The sequence below is a fragment of the Ruegeria sp. HKCCD7181 genome, from assembly GCF_057221055.1.
The window spans coordinates 379,067-398,538 of sequence record NZ_JBWVBC010000003.1; the positions used below are offsets into that span (position 1 = coordinate 379,067).

At 50.6% G+C, this 19,472-nt stretch carries 17 protein-coding genes and 1 tRNA gene; 6 read left to right on the forward strand and 12 right to left on the reverse strand.

The annotated features are described in order from the left end of the window. The first annotated feature begins 18 nt into the window (after nucleotides 1-18). Together AC2TCY_RS08650 and AC2TCY_RS08655 are read left to right on the forward strand one after the other, a co-directional pair. Complete coding sequence (locus AC2TCY_RS08650) at nucleotides 19-498, forward strand: SRPBCC domain-containing protein (RefSeq protein ID WP_480846825.1); 480 nt, start codon at nucleotides 19-21, stop codon at nucleotides 496-498. After that, nucleotides 488-1,159, forward strand: a complete 672-nt coding sequence (locus tag AC2TCY_RS08655) for an NAD-dependent epimerase/dehydratase family protein (RefSeq protein ID WP_480846826.1) — start codon at nucleotides 488-490, stop codon at nucleotides 1,157-1,159. Before AC2TCY_RS08650 ends, AC2TCY_RS08655 begins: the two co-directional genes overlap by 11 nt. Nucleotides 1,160-1,456: 297 nt before the next feature. Here the strand turns inward: AC2TCY_RS08655 and AC2TCY_RS08660 are convergent, their stop codons facing one another. The 8 genes from AC2TCY_RS08660 to AC2TCY_RS08695 form a co-directional block, all read right to left on the reverse strand. Beyond that, on the reverse strand, nucleotides 1,457-3,214 hold the full coding sequence (locus AC2TCY_RS08660) for an adenylate/guanylate cyclase domain-containing protein (RefSeq protein WP_480846827.1): 1,758 nt from the start codon (nucleotides 3,212-3,214) through the stop codon (nucleotides 1,457-1,459). 690 nt (nucleotides 3,215-3,904) lie between these two features. Continuing rightward, nucleotides 3,905-4,198, reverse strand: a complete 294-nt coding sequence (locus AC2TCY_RS08665) for a hypothetical protein (protein WP_480846828.1) — start codon at nucleotides 4,196-4,198, stop codon at nucleotides 3,905-3,907. 54 nt (nucleotides 4,199-4,252) lie between these two features. Continuing rightward, the gene (locus AC2TCY_RS08670; RefSeq protein ID WP_480846829.1) at nucleotides 4,253-5,542 is read right to left on the reverse strand and encodes an AAA family ATPase; all 1,290 of its coding nucleotides are present in this window, start codon (nucleotides 5,540-5,542) and stop codon (nucleotides 4,253-4,255) included. A gap of 4 nt (nucleotides 5,543-5,546) precedes the next feature. Next, nucleotides 5,547-6,044, reverse strand: a complete 498-nt coding sequence (locus tag AC2TCY_RS08675; RefSeq protein WP_480846831.1) for a hypothetical protein — start codon at nucleotides 6,042-6,044, stop codon at nucleotides 5,547-5,549. Next, complete coding sequence (locus AC2TCY_RS08680) at nucleotides 6,037-6,459, reverse strand: hypothetical protein (protein WP_170795806.1); 423 nt, start codon at nucleotides 6,457-6,459, stop codon at nucleotides 6,037-6,039. The genes AC2TCY_RS08675 and AC2TCY_RS08680 overlap by 8 nt, the downstream gene beginning before the upstream one ends. A gap of 17 nt (nucleotides 6,460-6,476) precedes the next feature. Next, nucleotides 6,477-6,570: transfer RNA gene (locus tag AC2TCY_RS08685), tRNA-Ile, on the reverse strand. 380 nt (nucleotides 6,571-6,950) lie between these two features. Next, nucleotides 6,951-7,466, reverse strand: coding sequence for a hypothetical protein (locus AC2TCY_RS08690; RefSeq protein WP_480846833.1), 516 nt, complete (start codon nucleotides 7,464-7,466; stop codon nucleotides 6,951-6,953). Between the two features lie 209 nt (nucleotides 7,467-7,675). Then, nucleotides 7,676-7,906, reverse strand: a complete 231-nt coding sequence (locus AC2TCY_RS08695) for a DUF1192 family protein (RefSeq protein ID WP_480846834.1) — start codon at nucleotides 7,904-7,906, stop codon at nucleotides 7,676-7,678. 280 nt (nucleotides 7,907-8,186) lie between these two features. Between AC2TCY_RS08695 and AC2TCY_RS08700 the strand changes: the two genes are divergently transcribed. From AC2TCY_RS08700 to AC2TCY_RS08715, 4 genes are all read left to right on the forward strand, one after another. Beyond that, entirely contained in the window at nucleotides 8,187-9,377 is a 1,191-nt protein-coding gene (locus AC2TCY_RS08700) for an ABC-three component system protein (RefSeq protein ID WP_480846835.1), read from the forward strand. Further along, on the forward strand, nucleotides 9,370-9,873 hold the full coding sequence (locus AC2TCY_RS08705; RefSeq protein ID WP_480846837.1) for a three component ABC system middle component: 504 nt from the start codon (nucleotides 9,370-9,372) through the stop codon (nucleotides 9,871-9,873). Before AC2TCY_RS08700 ends, AC2TCY_RS08705 begins: the two co-directional genes overlap by 8 nt. 17 nt (nucleotides 9,874-9,890) lie before the next feature. Further along, complete coding sequence (locus AC2TCY_RS08710; RefSeq protein WP_480846976.1) at nucleotides 9,891-11,804, forward strand: DUF3732 domain-containing protein; 1,914 nt, start codon at nucleotides 9,891-9,893, stop codon at nucleotides 11,802-11,804. A gap of 256 nt (nucleotides 11,805-12,060) precedes the next feature. Further along, nucleotides 12,061-13,164 (forward strand): RES family NAD+ phosphorylase, encoded by a 1,104-nt coding sequence (locus AC2TCY_RS08715; protein WP_480846838.1) that lies wholly within the window; start codon nucleotides 12,061-12,063, stop codon nucleotides 13,162-13,164. 418 nt (nucleotides 13,165-13,582) lie between these two features. Here AC2TCY_RS08715 and AC2TCY_RS08720 read toward each other — a convergent pair whose 3' ends face one another. The 4 genes from AC2TCY_RS08720 to AC2TCY_RS08735 are packed head-to-tail and all read right to left on the reverse strand — an operon-like array spanning nucleotide 13,583 to nucleotide 19,093. Then, a complete protein-coding gene (locus tag AC2TCY_RS08720; RefSeq protein WP_480846840.1) occupies nucleotides 13,583-13,984 on the reverse strand; it encodes a hypothetical protein in 402 nt (133 codons plus the stop codon). Then, the gene (locus AC2TCY_RS08725; protein WP_480846841.1) at nucleotides 13,981-16,071 is read right to left on the reverse strand and encodes a hypothetical protein; all 2,091 of its coding nucleotides are present in this window, start codon (nucleotides 16,069-16,071) and stop codon (nucleotides 13,981-13,983) included. Before AC2TCY_RS08725 ends, AC2TCY_RS08720 begins: the two co-directional genes overlap by 4 nt. Continuing rightward, entirely contained in the window at nucleotides 16,068-17,645 is a 1,578-nt protein-coding gene (locus AC2TCY_RS08730) for a hypothetical protein (RefSeq protein ID WP_480846842.1), read from the reverse strand. Before AC2TCY_RS08730 ends, AC2TCY_RS08725 begins: the two co-directional genes overlap by 4 nt. Next, on the reverse strand, nucleotides 17,642-19,093 hold the full coding sequence (locus AC2TCY_RS08735; protein ID WP_480846843.1) for a tyrosine-type recombinase/integrase: 1,452 nt from the start codon (nucleotides 19,091-19,093) through the stop codon (nucleotides 17,642-17,644). The genes AC2TCY_RS08730 and AC2TCY_RS08735 overlap by 4 nt, the downstream gene beginning before the upstream one ends. Nucleotides 19,094-19,472 lie beyond the last annotated feature (379 nt).

The following is a 19,472-nucleotide window of genomic DNA, read 5'->3' on the forward strand; positions in this document are numbered from 1 at the left end:
ATCAAAAAAGGGAAGATCATGGAAACTGGTAGAACTGAGAAGGTCAGCTTCTCTCATCATAAAATCCACACCGACATCATCATCAACACGGCGCCCGAAGCCGTTTGGGCGGTTCTGACCGATACTGCCAACTACAGCTCCTGGGCTGCGTTCCTTGTGGGAATCGAGGGCCAGATCGCGGACGGTGAAAGCATCAATGTTGCCTTCCAGCTGGACCCCAACAAGGACAAGCTCACACGGATTGATCACACGATCACTGTGGTAGACGGCCACGAGTTCTACTGGGCTGAAAGAGGACCCGGCGGCATCCGCGATAACCACCATTTCAAGGTCGAGGCCGCCGCAGATGGAAAGACCCGGTTCGTGCAATCGGACGAGATCATCGGCGGCATGACTTTCCTGATGGGTGGACGGTTGGCGAAATTGTATCTGGAGGGCTACCAGGCATTTAATCGCGGCCTGAAGGCGGAAGCGGAGCGACGCGACAATGTCGGATGATCCCACCGTAAGAGCTCTCGGGCGCGTTCTGCTTACAGGGGCAACCGGCATGGTCGGGTCATCTGTTCTGGCTGCATTGCTGGAGGAGGAGAGCGTAACAGAGGTTGTTTCTCTTGGGCGGAGATATTCGGGTCGCAATCACGCCAAGCTGACCGAAGTCAGCTTTACGGATTTCGGGAACTCAGACTCATATACCCAGTATCTGACCAGTATCGACACGGTGTTTCATTGTCTGGCAACCTACTCAGCCCGCGTCAGTAGGGAGGCTTATTCCGAGATCACCGTCGATTGGCTGATCAACCTTGTACGGGCTTGTGAGGAAACAACGCCGGAAGCAACATTCTGCCTGTTCTCGGCCCAAGGTGCGCGAGCCGACGGGGGTGGCATGTCGTTTGCTTTGAAAGTCAAAGGTGAAGCTGAGACTGTTTTTTTCGCCTCCCATATCAAACGCAAATTTGCCTTTCGCCCCGGCTACATCGCCCCATCGGAACGAAGAAGATGGAAACCGGTAGACTATCTGTTTGCACCGCTTCAAAGCCTAGCTCCGTCTATCGGCGTGACATCCGATGAACTAGCACAAGCTATGGTTAGAACGGCCATCAACAACGCTAGGTCTTCCGCTCTCCTGGAAAACAGTGAAATGCGAGCTTTATTGGGGTGAATAGCGAATTTCTGGACCTTGAGCGATATCGGCCGCAGGCAAAGCGGTCATTGGTCAATTTGGAGCAACGTCCGCAATGTCTTGGTTTCAGTCTATCACACAAAGTGCGGCGAATGACCGGACAGAGCCCAAAGTGACTGATGCTGCGCAACGAATGTATGGCGGCTTGTGGCGAATAGCTGTCTTATTTGATATTGGGTCCGATCCGATTTACCGTTTGCATATGAAAGCGCTGCGCAAATTCGCGGCAGCCGAAGCAAACTTCTGATCTCTGAAACCCAATACAATACTGCGGCGCTACTCTGGTAGACCGGCCTTTAGCATAGCATCCGCCCAGAACCTGCGCAGTTCGTCAGTCTTGTAGACCATATGGCCAGTATAGGTTTGCACTGAAAATTGAGGATCGATTGAAAGAACTGCGTCTACTGCTTTCGTAGCATTTTCGGTGTCATCAAGATCAGCGTGGATCGCTGCCAAACGGATTTGGCACAACAAGGTGTCAGGCAGGCGGGTTTCCAAGTGCCGGTAAACTGTTCTTGCTTGCTCCAGCTGACCTAACCCGCGATAGGCATCCCCCAAATGGCTGAAATACCAGTCCGGGCTGTAGGGCGACAGCCGAATGGCCTTTCGCATGCTGTTCAGGCTTTCCTCAAATTCACCACAACTATTGTAAGCAATTGCCAGCATGGCATGAGAAATCGAGACGCTGGGTTGCCGTTCGATAGCTTCTTTGCAGAAGGCTTTGGCTTCATCAAAACGAGATTCGTTTGTGAAAATATACCCTTGTAGAGCATAGACATCAGCCGGGACATTTTTCATCGGTAACAATGCGTCGCAGATGGACTGGGCCTCGTCAGTTGACGCCTTCGGATCTTGATGAAACCCAAGGCGGGCACCGACTTGCAACGCCCAGCCGAGGCCCGTTCTGAATGATGAGTTCTCGGGGTCAAGCTCAACTGCTTTCCGGTAGAGCTGAATCGCGGAGAGATTCCCTTCTTTTGTAAATTTGTATTGTTCACTGATGCCACGCATCATCAAATCCCACGCCTCAAAGTCAGGCGCTTGATCAGCCCAAAGCCTGAGCTCTTGTCCGTGTGTAAGGTTGACCGCCAATGATACGGAAATTTCGCGAGTGATTTCATCTTGAACGGTAAAAATGTCTTCAATCTGACGGTCATACCGGTCGGCCCACAAATGCGACCCGGTTTGGCATTCAATAAGCTGCCCGGTGATGCGAACCCGCTGCCCCGCCTTTCGAACACTCCCTTCAAGGGCGAAACGAACACCTAATTCCCGCCCGACCTGTCTTACATCGACCGACCTTCCTTTGTAGGCAAAGGTCGAATTGCGCGCCATCACGATGAGGCCATTGATATGCGACAAGGCAGTGATGATGTCCTCGGTAATTCCGTCCGCGAAGTATTCCTGCTCTGGGTCGCCTGACATGTTTTGAAATGGCAGGACAGCGATTGACGGTTGGTCCGGCAACTCCAACTGCTCACCCGTTAGAACTTCGTAGAACTCAGGTGACAGGCGCGCCGGGTCGAGATCGATGCTGTAGGCGCCGATCCTATGCTCGATGTTTTTTAGATCTTGCTCACCCAGATATCTGAAACTGCCGGAGACCTTTCCTTTGATCTGACGGTGTACATCCTCGGAAATACAGACGCCTCCGGGTTCTGCGATTGCTTCCAATCTTGCGGCCACGTTGACGCCTTCCCCAAAAATATCTGAACCTTCGGAAATCACATCTCCCAGATGAATACCGATCCTCAATTGAATGCGTTGCGCGTGGGCAATGTCAGGTTCTCGGTCCTGCATGGCCCGTTGAATGGCAACAGCGCAATCCGCCGCGTCGACCACACTTGTGAATTCGGCCAACAGACCGTCGCCCATCAGCTTGACAATTCGCCCACTGGAATCGCGTATTTGGGGTTGAACCAATTCAGAAAGCAGAATGTTTAGACGCCGAATCGTGTTTTCTTCATTGCGCCCCATGAGGCGTGAGAAGCCGACGACATCGGCTGCCAATATCGCCGCAAGTTTCCGCTTCACTGTCAGCCCTCCGCGAAAGTTACGTTAGAGGCAATGATCGTCGAGGTCTACATCAGTACCAACGCTTAAGGTTTGCCGCTCCATCGCGTAGGTCTTTGTCAGTTTCTTAAATCGGCTACCAAGGTTCATTACATCGTGAATTCAACATTAGCGATCCAAAACCAAAGATCGCTTTGTGCGGGTTCCTGCACTCCGGAGCAGAGATGCGAATGGCAGCAAAGTCCGCATTTGGGGGTTTGCAAAGCCCACCGTGAAGGTCCGGTTTGGGCTGGTAGCGGCCTATAGCGCACATTTCAGAAAACGGTGGCACTGACCCTAGCTAGAGCTGCTTTGGGGCGAGTTTGTTCCACTCATCCGCGCTCATGCTTTTCCGCGTTAACCCATCCTCTGAGGCGAATTGAGCTGCTTTGAGTAGGAGAAAGGCCACCGTGATGGCATCTACCTCGCAGCGTTTCTCGAATTCTTCGGTAGTCTCATTGGGACCTTCTTCCGACATTGCCACTCCCCTCTGTATCTGACGCTTTCGGGCAATTGGCTAACTTTGCATAATACTTCATCGCCCTCAGAAAACCAGTTCTCGGGCGTGCGAGCGCTTCTTCAGGAGAGGCTCTAATTCTGCAAACAAGCTCGTCTTCCAGCGCGAGTAGTTTGCGATGGTGCAGAAGGACGGGAGACCGGCTCCGGTACTCTTCATTGCTCGTTTTGCTGGGTGTCATCTGACGACACATCCTGCTCTTTGTCAGACGTTGCTTCAATCTCCCGTACAGCCAACTCTGCGATTTTTCGAACCAGATACCAAACGCTGCTGCGGCGTCTGTGCCCCTTGATCCAGCCACTCACATCCTTAGCCGGGATATCGAGATGCGGTGCATCGTCTTCGAATACTCTGACTTTGTAGTCGGAGATATCAGAAAGTCCGGACATGTTTCCAGCCCGGGCTTCCGCGATTGGGGTACGGTTTACATAAACAACAACTCTTAGCATTTTCGTCCTTCCTATTTTGGTGTGTCTGCACGCTTGGGCTCTTTTGGGATCGTCTTAGTTCCACGAGTGATTTTTGCTTTTCTGATGCAGAAGGCCGCGCACGAGCCGTCTCAGAACCCGCACTGATCGGTGCCGCCCATAGGTGCCCACCAAAGCTTCAACATCGCCCAGATCCAGCCGAAAGAACTCAGGCCTCAACCCGAACTCAGCCGAGAATTCATTCACCAGGCTTTGAATGATCGCAGGCAGTTGCTCCTGCGTTGGCGGCGGGATCTCATAGATTGTGCAGCGGCTAAGAAGAGGCGCAGGAACGCCACTCAGATCATTTGCCGTCAGAATCCAACTCACATGTGAGGCATCCACGTCGGCAGCCAGGTACTTCTCTCGATATCTCCTGGCCTCAGAGGGCTCGAGCAGTGCCAAAAGTTCGCCAGTGATATCTCCGTTTCGGCTCGCGTGCGTCTTGTCGATTTCGTCGAGGATGACCACTGGGTTAAGGACCCGTGCCGTTGCCACGGCCTCCGTTACGATCCCTGCATGCGCAGAACTCCATCCGACAGAGAGGCCAAACAAATGGTTCTCCGATTTGCCGCCGACATTTGCGCTCTGCACATAAAGGCCGAGAGCTTTACAGGCTGTCTTTGCAAAAGCCGTTTTGCCAACCCCGGGCTCGCCAACCAGTAGGGTGGGTTGGATATGAAGAATGTCAGATCCGATGCTCCATCGGCACTCGATGTCATGGGCCATCCCTTTGATGACGAAGTTGCAATGAGGGAACCTTTGGGAGACCGCACGAAGCTCGTTCAACTCATTAAGTGAGGCCAGCCGGGCGAATTGATTGCTCCAGGTTGTGAGTTGCTTGATATGTTCTGGCATCTCGTTTCGGAGCGTGCGCGGCAGGTACTCAAAGTCCGCCTTGTCCAGCAGATACCGTGCAGCAGTGGCTTTCTCACTCTCTGCGCGAGAAGCTTCAATGCTCATATCGGCAGCATGACGTTCGGAGATGAGGCACATGACCTCTTTCCAGCGCTTCAGGCTCGCCATCTGTTCCACCGCGTCCTGGGCAAAGACTGTCAGAGTAGGATCGATTTCCCTCAAACGGCTAATTTCGGTCTGCCGCCAGTTCTCGGGCTCATCGCTAAATCTTGCGGTTTCTTCAGATCGTTTATTGATCACCTTCAGAAGATCTTCAGAACTGGCTCTTTCCAAAATCATTTGCTTCACGATTTTCCAGGACGCACGGGAGTTGGCTGCGCTCAAAACAGGGCGGAGGATGTCTGCCTCGTCATGGCAGAAGCCAGCCAGCGCAAAGATTTCATCTTCTTCCCAGGTTGTTCCACTCATCGGGTTACCAACCTTTCGCCACACAGGAAGGACAGCGGTGGCCGGATGCGCCCCAGGCAATTTGGCCGATATAGCCGCAGCTACGACATTGAAGCGCATCTCGCTTGGCACGCGTATTCAAACGCACCGTGGGAAAGGTCTCCATCCGCTCACTGGCCGCCTCGTGCGCGTGCCAACAGCACAGGTTGACATGCCAGGTAGCGATAACCTGAGTTGTAGAGGCGTTTCCGCACCGCTCACAGGACATCTCCGCTTCCTGCATAGCTTGCTGCAACCGCAGTTGAATGAACGTGTCTTCCTGCGTCCCATCCATGTAGATCCGAAGCGAGCCGAATTTCTGCTTGATCTGGCCGACCGAGGGATAGCTTTCCTCACGCCGGTCGCAGTGCTTCTTGATCGCTTCAAAGCACTCAGTGACAATCCGAACCCAGCCCAGATTGTCTTTCCCGAGGTGCTTCTCAACGGAGCCGCGGATGTCATCGTAATCGAAGATTTCACTCATCCGCCGGATCCCCGGTTCTAGGGGGTTGGGATTCTTGAACTGAAGCGATTTCCTCCAGCACAGCAACTAGACGATGCAGGCCTTTTTCTGTCTCTGCCGCCACCGTCGATTTGAGAGCAGAGAAGTGTTCGTCCGGTAAGTCGAACAGGCATTCAGCGACGTTTCGATGATTGATACTGTCAGGATCGAATTCGTGAAAAGGGAATACCAATCGCAGAATGGCGTCTGGAGGAAGACGGCGTCTGTCTTCTTTCCCATCGTCTGAGTACATGCGACCTGTAGCACCATGAAACAGAAGCGTTTCTTTCAGCTCACCAGTCTCGATGCGTGTTTTAATTTCCGATAGAAGCTCGTCGTTGGCGTAGAGCTTCAGGCGTCTTTTCAGGTCTTCATTTGTTTTGGGGTCTTGTGACATGGAATGCCTCCAGAGGTTGGTAGGAGGCGTCGGAATCGAACCGACTCGTGCACTCTAATCTGGAGCTATCACAGGGGTATAAGCCCCGCCCGCATACCAATGCTGCCTCCCGCGTGCTTCGCGTGGGGTATCGACTCAGGTCGATATTCGTTGGCAGTGGATGCGTGTGTATGTCATGGGGCGAAGCTGAACCAGCGTAGGTCATCGTGTCAACACGAAGTATGAAAAACGTCGTGATTCACCGCGTAGTTCCGGGAACTTTCTATCATGGGTTGTGTCAACTACTGCCTCTCGACCGTTTCAGGCACGTATATTTCCCCGTTCAAGGTGAGAATCGGCAGGTGTTTCTGATCTCACCAAGAGCGCCAGAACGTCCGGTTTCTTAATCGGCGCGAACTGGTTTGCAGTTTCCGTGTCTTCTCTGAGGCAGTGGGAGACCGACTCCACATGAGGCGATGAGTTTCGTGAGCGGTGTGGAATCCGCCCAGATCTCACCAGCCTTTTTTCACGCAACTGGGGCACCTCCGCCTGTCATCTGAGCGTTCGATATGTCCAACGTAACCACAGACCGCACAGACGAGGTGCTCGGGTGCGTCCGTCCGGCGGAAATAGCGGCGTTTGTGCTCATTGAACCGCTTGGCCGCTTCTTCATGCGCGCACCAGCAGCATAACGTAATGATCCAGCTTCCTAAATTCTGCGGGCGTGCTGCGTTCCCGCATCTCTCGCAACTCTGGTTTGCTCGGCTGATTGCCGCTGCGACCCAGCCGCGGATGCGTTCATCCTCAGATACCTTGCTGAAGTAGATCCGGAGTTCGCCAAATTTCTCCTTGATTTGGAGTACCTTTGGATATTCGATCCCAAGCTCGTCACTGCGTATTTTGATCTGTTCAAAGAGCTCGGTCACGATCTGCGACCAGCCCAGTAGGGTCTCACCCAATTCGAGCTCAACGCTTTTCTGAATGTTATCGTAGTCGACCACATTGATTGTGGCTTCAGCTTCAGACATTACGTGCCCTCCTGGAATTCCGCCGGTAGGGGTCAGCTCCGATTGGATTCCGGCAGCACTTTGACGGGACAACGGTCTTCGTTTGGAGTGTCAACTGCAAGTTGTAGTATCTATTACTACAGGAAAGTCGCGTTTCTTTGTGCCGGATTTGCAACTGCTTCTCTTCACTCATGACCACAGGAACTATCGGCCGGGCGGGGAGGTTTTTTCTAAAGCGCTTGCTTCTCCTGCCTTTGCTGCTCCAACCGTTCTATCTCGGCTTTCAACAGCGCGATCCTCTGCGATGTCTGATGTTCCGCAATCAGATCGAGGAACATCTTGGTCTTGCCGCCATGCTTCATGCCGTAGCGCTCGTAGACCATGGCGTTAAACTCATCCAGTTTCGCTTTTGGGATCCGGAACTGGATGTGCTCAAAATGTTCAGCCCCTGTTTCTGTCATTGTATCCACCTTTTTCGGCCGACGATACCAGAATGGACCCCTTGGTGTCGCTACCGCATCGGGAACAAACCCCGGCACTCAGTCCGGTTAGCCGCCGAGCACGACAATGAGTGCGCCGTCATGACCGGCGCGACCAATCTAAAGGTTGATCGCACGACACCAGTTTGGGGTTGGCGGCCTTGATCCCTTTGAAAACACTCAATTTGTGCGACAATTGTGCAATGCCTTCAACCTTTACTTGATAACGCCATGTGCTACGATCTACCCAAGAGGGATTAGTTTGACAGATTTAACAAAATACAGCGCTAGCGGCCCAATGGCTGGATACTTGTTTCAGTGCAGACTTGCTTTGCTGCATGGCATGGAACTGATCCGAAAGAACCCAGATGCGGTAATTTCCATTGAGAAATTCGATGACATTGCATTCGAAACCGATAACTTCGCCGATTGTTTGGTTCAAGCCAAGCACCACGTAATACCAAAATCGCTCGGCGATAAGAGCGAAGACGTCTGGAAGACTCTTCTTATTTGGATCGAGGGGGCCCAAAAGGGTGTCTTCGAAGTGATCAAAACAACCTATATGCTGATCACGACAGCGGAGTGCCCGACTGGCTCAGCAATGTCCAATCTACGTGAGGGTGCATCGGAGCAAAACATTGATGCCGCTTACGGTTTGCTAACCATTGCTGCACAAGAATCTACAAGTACCACGACGGATAAAGCGCGCAGCGCCTTTTTGGACATGACGTCAAGCGAAGCAAAGCTGTTGCTTTCGCGCGTGGTAGTCGTAGACAGGCATCCAAATCTGATCGATGTTTCTTCGGATATCGCATCGCACTTTCTTACCTTGGCACCAAACAACCCCGAACTTGCTGCACAGTATCTTGAAGGCTGGTGGCTAAACAGGATTTGCCTCCATTTAATGGGAGAGGACAAGCGAGGTATCCCAGTCCATCACTTAATCCTCAAAGCTCACGAGATTGGAAAGTTGTTCTCGGAAGATGCTTTGCCCTTAGATGACCCATCTAAACTGGACATCAAGGAATATAGTGAAGACGATGAAGCTCGGGTTTTTGTCCGACAGATGAGAGCCATAAAAATTACCGATGGCATGGTGCGAAACGCAACGTCCGATTTTTATCGTGCGTATGCTCAGCGGTCGCGCTGGAGCAGGGAAAACCTTATTCTTGAAGATGAACTCTCCAACTATGACGAGAAGCTCCAAGACGCGTGGCGACGAAAATTCGAGGCGGAGGTTCTATTGAAAGGTGCTGATAGCGAAGAAGCAAAGGTACACTTAGGCAGAAAATTATTCCTCTGGGCAACCCAAGAATCAACACCACTTCGAAACGTTGTGGAAAAGTGGATTACTGCGGGTTCTTATCACGGCCTTGCAGATCGGGATAAAGTCAGGTGGCATCCTGATTACAACAGCGTTGTCGTTGCGGCATCGGAATTAGACAATGCATAAGGCTTGGCGGGACCGTCCGCGCGAAGAGGCATATTCCTTTAATCCTGCGTACCTATCATCTCTCATGTGCGAATTCGTTCGCGAATTTACGAAGGCGAAGCAAGAGACGTGTCCAATTACTTTGGTGTATCTATTTCCGGCCTTGTCCCTGCATCGCCAAACACGAAAACGTTTCCCCAGTCGTACTGTGACGTCGCTTTATGAATGGATTCAGGACAACGAGGACGTCCTGGTCGATCTCCATAGACGCACAAGTGCGCTTATGCCCTTGCTTCGAGATGGTGCAAAATTCGCAATCTATCAAGAAGTTCTTGAATTCAGTGGAGGCCATGGCTTGAAGATAGGACAAAAGAAAGGTCACTTCACACCGTCGTTCTTGAAATCAGCTTCGACTGATTTCAACGAGACCGTTATTTCGACGCGGTTTTTGGCAAAATGGTTTGCTAAATCTGGATCAGAGGCATCGATTCTTTCTGGCTGGGGGGTAAGGCCTTGAGTTTCATAATTCGTGAAATGGTCGTCTACAGTCACTCAGGAGAAGTGCGCCCAATAACTTTTAATTCGAACGGGTTAAATATAATTACAGGAAAGTCGAAAACTGGAAAGTCGGCTATAATAGATATTATCGATTACTGTCTGGGAAGGGGCAGTTACAATGTGGCTGAGGGCGTTATCAGAAAGAAAGTTTCTTGGTTCGGTCTTCATCTTGAAAACGATGGGGATGAAGTTTTTATCGCGCGCGATAATCCCGGAACCGGCGCATCGACAGGTTCTAAAGTTTACTTCAAACGTGGCAAGCTTGAAGAACGCCCTTCGATTGAAGAAATTGAGAAAAACACAACTGAGACCAGCCTAAAAAAGTTCATTACGCAATATTGCGGTATCGTTGAAAACGAACACCGTCCGATTTCTGGCACTCGAGACCCTTTGAGCGCGAACATTTCTCATGCCCTATTTATGTGTTTCCAACCGCAAGGAGTGATCGCGAGAAAAGATCAGCTATTTAATCGGATGGATGATACGTTTCGGGTTCTGGCTTTGCGAGATACACTTCCTTACTTCCTGGGAGCAGTGGATGAAGAGCATTTCCGTTACTTGGCTGAACTTGATGAATTGCGAAAACAGGCTCGACTGTTGGAGGCTCAAAAAGGCAAACAGTTACAGGCCGTAGAAGTGAGCAGATCACGCGTTACACGTTTGGTCAACGATGGGAAACGCGTTGGCTTGATTCCCCAAGACTATCAGGCCGTCGACGATTCCGTTTTTGACTACCTGTCGCAAATTGCGAAAACGGATGTCGAAGAAACCGTTGACTATCAAGACTTCGGTGAAACAATAACTCAGTTGGAAGACGAGAGGAGTGCGATCTGGAATCGTATTGATGAATTGTCAAAGGATCGCTCGGCCACCGAGGCGTTTTTGTCCGCTCAAACCGACTACGGAAGAGAAGTTTCGGAGCAGAAGTCTAGGCTGAGCAGTATTGGAATTTATAAAGAGCAGCTTGGTGACAGAGCGATATGCCCTTTGTGTGCCTCACCTCAGGAAAACCCAACTCCTGATCTTTCAGAAGTAAATGCTGCTCTCGCAAACGTTGATAACCAACTATCGTCCGTACATAAAGAAAGCCCTCATTTGCTGTCACACATTTCTTCTTTGGAAGAGAAGATTCAGGCACTTACCATCGATCTAAGAGAGGTCTCAAAAGAGTTGAGAGCTGCTATATCTTCCGATGAACAGGCACGAGCAGCGCAAGAACAACTCGTTGATAGGGCTCGGTACGTTGGACGTCTGACGAATTTCATCGAAACTGTTTCACCCGAAGAGGATGATGGTTTCGATGAAGCAGAGCTTGATCGTGTAAAGGAGCTTATCGAAACAGTTCTGTCGAAGCTCAAGTCCGAAGAAACGGAATCTAAGATTACGACTTTCTTGGACTTTGTTGGCCAGAAGATGACCGAATACTCCCAGAAGTTAAGCCTAGAGTATCAGGGTAGCTCTCTGAGGCTGGATGCGAAGAAATTGACGGTTGTTGCAAACACCGAAGATGGTCCTATCCCGCTGAACAGAATGGGAAGTGGTGAAAACTGGGTCGGCTATCATGTGTTGGCACACCTTGCACTGCATTGGTGGTTTAGAAAACGTGACAGACCTGTCCCAGCTTTTTTGGTGTTAGATCAGCCAACCCAAGCTTATTATCCGCCTGATGCGCGCCAAGGCTCACTGGACGAGATCAGGATCGATGCCGATAGGCGCGCAGTTCAATCGCTGTTTGAATTGATGCATGAAGCTTGCCAAGAGATAAGCGCACCATTTCAACTCATCGTTTTAGACCATGCACACCTACGACATGAGTGGTTTGAAAGCGCAATCATCGAAGAATGGCGTGGCGACAACGCTCTGATTCCATCACATTGGCCAAGCGCATAAGAAGACGGAAATAGACCTGCGACTAAGACAATTTCAATGAAGACAGAATCCTAACTCGAGTGAATAAGTTCGAGGGAAAATTGTTGCTTTTGTATTAGCAGATTTTAGAAAGACAACCATGTTGATATGCCCGGACTGCTTTGAAAACTCCAGTCTACAAAACCGCATAAAAGAAATCCGGCCGCGTTTTGACGAAGGTCAATGTGAGCAACATCCTAGTAAGAAAGGAGTCCCGATAGAAGAGGTCGCGCGGATTATGGATGAGGTCATAACGAACAACTATTATGTTTCGGGAGTCAACTACTTTGGGGAGCCGACTGGAAGCACCTTAATCGACTTGATTTATGAACTGACAGGCGCCGACCATGACGACGTAGCTACCGCATTGCAGAACGCAATAATCGAAAATGAGTCTTGGTGGCCGAGTGATGGCGACGAACCGTTCTTCTCAGAAGAAAATGGTTATGAACGCATTACAGAAGTCTTTGACGAACATCGGTCGCAAATGTGGGAAGACTTCCGACGGCAAATAGTCGGCAAACAGCGTTTCTTCAATGACAGTGCTCGACGGACATTGTCGGAAATATTCGATGGCTTGCAACTCCTCCGAGATGACCGAAACGAGCCCGCTATCCGTACTCTCGAGCCCGGGAAGTTGACGATCTTTCGAGCAAGACGTGCTAACTCTCTGCGATCACAGGAAACGATCTCTTCCAACATCGCTCAAGAACTCGGGCCTCCACCACCCAGCCTACGAATGCCCGGAAGGATGAACCCATCCGGGATACCTTCTTTCTATGGAGCTTTCGACCTGAAGACCGCATTAGCGGAGTTGCGGCCGGCGGTCGGAGAGACGATTATGGCAGCACAGTTTGATTTTGTGAGGCCAGTGGTTGTCTTGGATACAACAAAATTCGAACGCCCTCCGAAAGCTCTGAACATTTTTGCGAAGACTCACAACAAGCGCCTGAGCCTGTGGGGTTTCATGGCTGAATTCATGAATGAAATTTCCCAACCATGTCTGCCGGGCGATGAGCACTTGGACTACATTCCTACGCAGGTGGTAGCTGAATACTTGGTTCACCTGCATCGTTTCAAACATAACGACCAAGAGAGAACGGTAGAGGGTATTATCTTTCGATCAGCGCAATACAGTGAAGGAAAAAATATCGTCCTTTTCGGTGATGCTACCAAAGTCAAAGCCAGTCAGTCACCCACGACTGGACGTGCCCACCGTAAAAACCGGCGACCTCATACACTTGAGGTAGTCGAGGATAGCCTAACATCCCAGATCATCGAGGGTGTGGAGGTCAGCACCTCCAGCGTTTACACGGGAGCGCATGAAGATGAAGAATTTTGAATGTCGAGGGAGTTGAGACACTAAGCTCTCATCCAACGCAAGAACCAACCTCGGTAAGCGAGTTGTGCAAAAACCTATAAGCGTTAACAATACGCCCTGAAAAACGCTGAGGTCCCAAGTGGGTTCTTCGATTGGTTAGCGTCTAGCGCCACCCGCCATTGAATGCCTCATTGGGTTCCCGAAGGCGTCGAGCAAGGGCGTCAATCGACGCGGCTGTCTGGCGGATTTCCTTTGCGTACTTTGCGAGGAAAGGGCGGACTTCTTCTTTGCGATACAGAGTTTTCCAGTTCAGTTTCGCCTGTTCCAAAATCAGTTATGGCCTCAAGGCACGATCCGAGTTTGGCGACAAGTAATTGTTTTTTTGTTTATCTGATCACTACCTCAAGCGTGGTAATGGCCTCCGTCTTCTTTCTGCGACTCATTTTTTGCGCCTCTCTGGGTAGGTATTCCCAAGTCTGGAGACGTTAAGCGGTTGCTTCATCAAGCGAGGATCAATCCCTTGCGCCACGGCGTTTGACAAGATCACGTCCAATTTCTCTTCGAGTTGAGCGATCTTTTTCTGCTGTTCTTCCATTAATGCGGCGGCGTTTTTTGGTGCCTTTCGGGCCTTCTTACCCTTATCTGTCTCTCTTTTGCGCGAGAAGGTTGCCGCTTTGTCTAGATAGGCCGCATGGATGAGAGGGTGTTTGAACAGCTGCTTAGATGAGATTTTGACAACCTTGGATTCAACTTTGACATGTATTTTGGATCGGGTGATTTCGCCCCTCATTTGACTAATCAGTACCAAAATTTTATCCACTTTTTCGGGCGTAAGCTTCACGTCAAGTTCCCCGTGGTTCGAGAGGTTTCAAGCTCTGCCAGCTTTTTTTCGATGATCCGTTCAGCGTGGCTGAACTCGATCAATGGGCCGAGGTCGGTATTGCGGATCAGAGTCCCTTCGTTAGCTGGATCCATAATGGCCTCAGCGAGTGCTTGGCTACGAGCGTGACTATGTTCGATAGCCTCTATGGTTGTTTCATTGACCCGCATTCCTTTAGCCTGGCGAGCCCGCAGGGTTTCAAGAGATTTCTGATCTCTTTCCGCATCTCTAAGGAGCTGATCAGCGGCTCTTTTGGAACCGCCTAGGCATACCAGCCTAGTGCATGTTCTACAGGCACCAGCTCGGTCGCACGGCTCTTGGTTGAAGCGACGATTGCAATATCCGAATGACGTCGAAAGAAGATACATCTTCAGGTTTGCAGTTTCGTAGGCCGCATTTTCGACATCCGAGTCGTCCACAACCCTGACTGCCGGTAAGTTCTCATCCTCGCCACTGCGCTTTATTTGCTCGACTTGATACAGTTTGTCTGTGTGGTCGTAGTTCCGGTTTTGCATGACGTTCGCACGACCACTCCAGTAGGCTATGTGTGATTGGGGAACGTTGGCGCGTTGAGCCATCGTGTTTAGGTAATGGCGCATTTGGTGTGTAGTGATTTTGGGGTACTTACCGTTCTTTAACCGAATATCGAAACGCTCGAAGATGGAGGGAACCGCAGGGTTAGTGTGGCCACTTTTGTGAAGACTTTCTGGCCTGCCTGACAAGACGAGTTCGACCACACCACTACTTAATGCTTCTATCATGTAAGGCCGTGCCTCAGTATTGTGAGCAAATTGGTTTTTTAAGCAGACGCACAGCGCCTCGGAGTATGCTACCGAAGACAACTCGCTGAGCACAGGCAAGCCGTGGGGTGCTTCCGCCAAGCACTTCTCTTCGATTTGAACAAAGTCGTACACAGCTATGGGTTTTCCGTTTTCGCGGGCCCTGTACTTGGCAGCTAGGATGCGCCTGGACTGAAGCCAAAAATTTCCACCGACACCAAGAAATTCTTCCAGCTCTGAACGTGTGATTTCGCCTGTTGCCCGAACATGCTGAAGATTCGTAGGGACAAAGACTCTGCCAGGGTTCTCCGTCATCCATTTTGCTAACTTGCGCGCTCTCTCAGTATGTTCACAGATCCTTTCGAGTGCCAACTGAGCAACCGGAACCATTTCTTTCGGAACAAATTTAATCATAGGCTTGCCGCCCTTTACTGGCCACCACCTGAGGCCAGCCTTGAAACGACAGTCTTCGTTGAAGGGCACATCTGGGTTGACGTAACCTTCGCCCGGGTTATGCAAAGCCTGAACCTTGGCTGGTAGAATGAAGACTTCCTCCTTTCGAGAGGGGGCACACATCAAAAGTGCGACAATGCCCATAGCGACCTGATCTCGTGGCGTTTTTGCCCGGTAAAAGGCTTCTCCCAAGCATGACACTTCCTCTTCGGTCAGGTTTTTCCGGAGAGAGTCCTCATTCACTCTGCTCCGAAAGCGTTTGTCCTGGAGTTCTGGGTGCCACCAGCTCTTCAAATCATGCGCGATGCCCGCTCCCTCCAACACTCGCGCAATAGATCGCATGGTCTCGGCAGCCTTACGCTTATGGGATTTACTGGCTAACTTGACGACTTTGTTCAGGTCTGACTTTGCTATAAGGTCTGCACGGCCGGGATGTCCTCGACTTTCTAGAACGCGGTCTAAAATGCGGCAGAACTTCACCTTGTGCCTAAAGACATTGGATTTTCTTAATTTTCCTGTTTTTGTAGCGTTTTCTTTGAGTTGAAAGGCGAAGTATGCCTTTGCGAAGTCACCAAACGGCACGTTCATCGCGAACTCGGGATCATTCGCGCGGGACCGCTGTCGATCCGCATGATGGAAACCAACCGTTTCTCTCCTGGAATTCCTTGTCCGCTTTACAAATGCAGTGATGTCCCAAGTGGCACTGTCCCAAACAACATGTCCCTCGACACGGGGGTCAAAGATCGACAGTTTCTTAGCCTTTGCGATGTATTCTTCAACTGAGATTTGCTGTTTCGACCTGAAATGCAAAGTCATTTGGTGCTCTCGTGTTCTTTGCGCGCCTGATGCTGCATTTTTTTAGCCGCTAACACCGCAGCAACGTGCCGATTAAGTTCTCGAGAATATTCGTCATCGCCATGAATTTTGGCTTCTGCCTTTCTACCAGCCAGAAGGCGCAGTAACGGGTCAAGCTCGGAGTCAATTGAGAGATTGAAATGGCGGCAGAGGAAGCATGCATATGGCGCTGCGAGACTTTCCAGCGCGCTGCAACCTCCAGAATCGCATGCACCCAGATCAGGAGCACCGTCAGCCTCGGTTGCTGTAATAATTGCTCCGAATTCGAGGTCGTCGGGTTGCGCTTCGGTCACTTGACCCAAGAACCTGCCTGCGACATGTACCATCTTACCGTCCAGCAGACTACTCATGAGCTGATGATGTCGAGAGGCTAGTTCGATGTAGGCTTCGCAGCTGCCGGGGCTGGTATGATGCATCCATGCCGCGATTTCTTCCGCCGTACATCCTCGCAACGCCATGATTGTCGCGATAGTGTGCCGTTCTCTCATTTGGTTAAACACCATTGGTTCACCAGTTCGAGGGCTTATGATGTTTAATCTTCCAAGAATGGCTTTAAAACGTTCGGAGGCTAGGTTCGCAGTCATGTGACCTTCGTAGCCCGCCTTTGTTTGACCTTTTGAGCGTCGTGCTCTTTTCTTATTAACTGAGCGACAATCAGTAACAAACTCATCAGTCCTCGCGGGAAATAATGGTTTCTCTTGATTCCACTCAGTAGCAGGAATGCCACCGGTTAATCGATCCAGGTAAGCTTCTAAGGCGTGGGTAAACAGCATTGGCGCAGGTCGCTTAGGGCCGTACCTTACGGCTTGGGTTCGCTTCTGCTTTAGGATTTCGAACCGGATAGAGGTCTCCACACCGTGGTGTTTCGGAGTTCTTATGTCCCGAAGTTTCAGGTTGGCATTCATTGAGGCTCGTTGGCCATAGAGGCGGAACGTTTGAACTAGCACATATTGAGCATCATTGATGGCGCCGCTTTCGTAAGCTTCATGGAGTTCGCGATCCACCATCGCGATTTCGCCATCCAAGTAGGGACCCGACTCTGGATCTAGGGTCAGAATATGAACTTTTTCGTTTTCTTTTTTTCGGAAGCCGTCGATTAGTTCAGCCGCATCCGGGGTAATCCCCGGAAATCCAATTTCTTGCCATGAAGAAACAATGTTTCGCATGCTATAATCACTGCCACTCGGATCACCCAATCGGTAAGCGGCAATATCTTTACGGTTGATCCGACCGACCAGGTCGTTGTTTTCGCGCCTGAGCCAGACACAGGGTCGCTTGAAGGCTGTCAACTCTGCAAGAATCGAAGAAGCAAGGTTGGTTTCGAGCCGATAAGCCACCACTTCCTTGAGCGCGTTTTTCATCAATGGCGACAATACCTCAGTACACCATTCAAAATTGAAGGTAGCAACGCTACCAGTTGCGCTCACTTCCCAATAATCAGAAGTGATATCGAAAGTTTCACCATTGGCAGCTCGGCGGATATTGGTTGGGCGCAGTGCTGGAATGCCGTGAGAGCACGGTTTGTGCTTGTTCATTTCTTATCTTTCTTCTTTGTCGCGGCTTCTTCGGCCAACTTTTCGCGGTGATCGAGCAGGCTAATGTACTCACTTGTTTCTGAGCAAATTATGTTGAGGAATTCCGTATCTTTGGCGGCGGCTCGAGCTTCCTGTTCCGCCCAGATCGTTCGGATGCTTTTCGCTGCGCCAATGTGGGACTCTCCTCCGAGATAGCGAGAGATCATGTGAGATGTTTCCGACCACCCAAAGTGATAGGTGAAGACCTTTCGAGCTTCTTCGCCGCTGGTTCCACGTTCGTTTAGAAGCTTGGCCATTTCTCGAGCCTTCTTGTGTCGCATAGGGTGCGGCGTCAGTTTTCGAACTCCAGCTGCTCTGGAGGCGTCTCTGAACACATCGTCAATTGCGGTCTTGGACATGGGCTTGCCATACTCAGCGGGATCACGAGCCAAGTTGACAAACATGAAGGAATTTGAGTTTCGGCCGCTTTGAAAATCGATGTCGTCCCTCGCATCCATCCATTCATCGAGGGTCTCGATCAGCAACGGCGACGCTGTCAAACTGATTTTTCGGTCGAAGGTCTTTGCGTTTGGCTGACGTTTCCTAGGGTCTTCTGGGTCGTTGTGGCGGCGAACGACCTCGATCAAATCATCTTCGCTCTTATAATCTTCGGTCTTCATTTGACCCAACTCGCCAGCGCGCAAACCAAGTTCGGCAAACATCAATAAAATTAGGTAGTTTCGTAGTGCTCGAATTCGGTTCTTAGGCCAAACATCATACGGATTGCATATCGCTAACCATAGGTAAAAGCGGTCAGCAGCTTCCTCATGATCGTATGCCTTGATCCGGCTTTGTGGCATACCTTTGCGAATCTTTCGAAAGTAATGCGCATAACTCCCCGGCGCTGTGTGGTAGCCGCCGTCACTTAGCTTGATCGCTGGTTCCAAGAGTTGTTTGCGACGGCACAGTTTCCGTCCGGATCCTGGACTTGGCTTTTTTCGAAGCAAGCGATTGCCGTATTCGCCGAGCCACTGGAGGTATTCTTCAATACCAATCTGCCGTTGGATTATTGTGCCAGCTTGAACGCTTCGCTCTTCCAGACACCTGGTAAGAAACTTCTGCTCATTCATGGGCAAAACCCACGCCAGCTTACGCAAATCCTGGATTTGAAAATTCAGGAAGTAGTTTAAGTCCGCGACTTGCTCTAAGTTCAGGCATTCTCCATCTAGCATGATGGTGTAAAGGTCGATACCTCGGTGAATTGCCCAAAGTTCGAGAATGGTGATGTGAGACAGTCGAGTGGAAATAGTGTCAGGGGTGTAGTTCCGCTGACGTGTCTCGCTGACAACCCAAGCCCAAGGCCACAGAGCGATGCCGCCATCTTCACGGTAAATCGAAAATCGGGTTTCGCCAGCTCGAGTTTGACTTTGTTTCACAGGTTGTCGGCCTAGTGTTGAAATGGGCTTCAAGGGTTTCTCCGAGGCAGTGGATGGTCTCCAAACGATACTCGAATGGAGGCCAATTTTCAACTTTCTGGTGCTTGTTGCGGCTTAAAATATTTAGCAAGAACAGATACTTAAACTATTCTTGCTCCTTAATGGATAGATGAGGGACTGTTCTTGGTTTTTAAAGATAGAAGAAGAATAGAGAGGCAATGGCGCCCTACGATTGGCTATTCTTGCCACTGAGAGCCCTAAGATTTTTTTCCCGGTCTAAAGCGTTTTTGAGCATTTTCGGCGCCAGTTTTTACCAGCTCTGCGAATCATCGAAGAGGCCCGCAACTGCGAATAATCGAAGAGAACAACCTCAACCACCAAACCAACTTGGAGGCGCGGATCCACGCGGCCT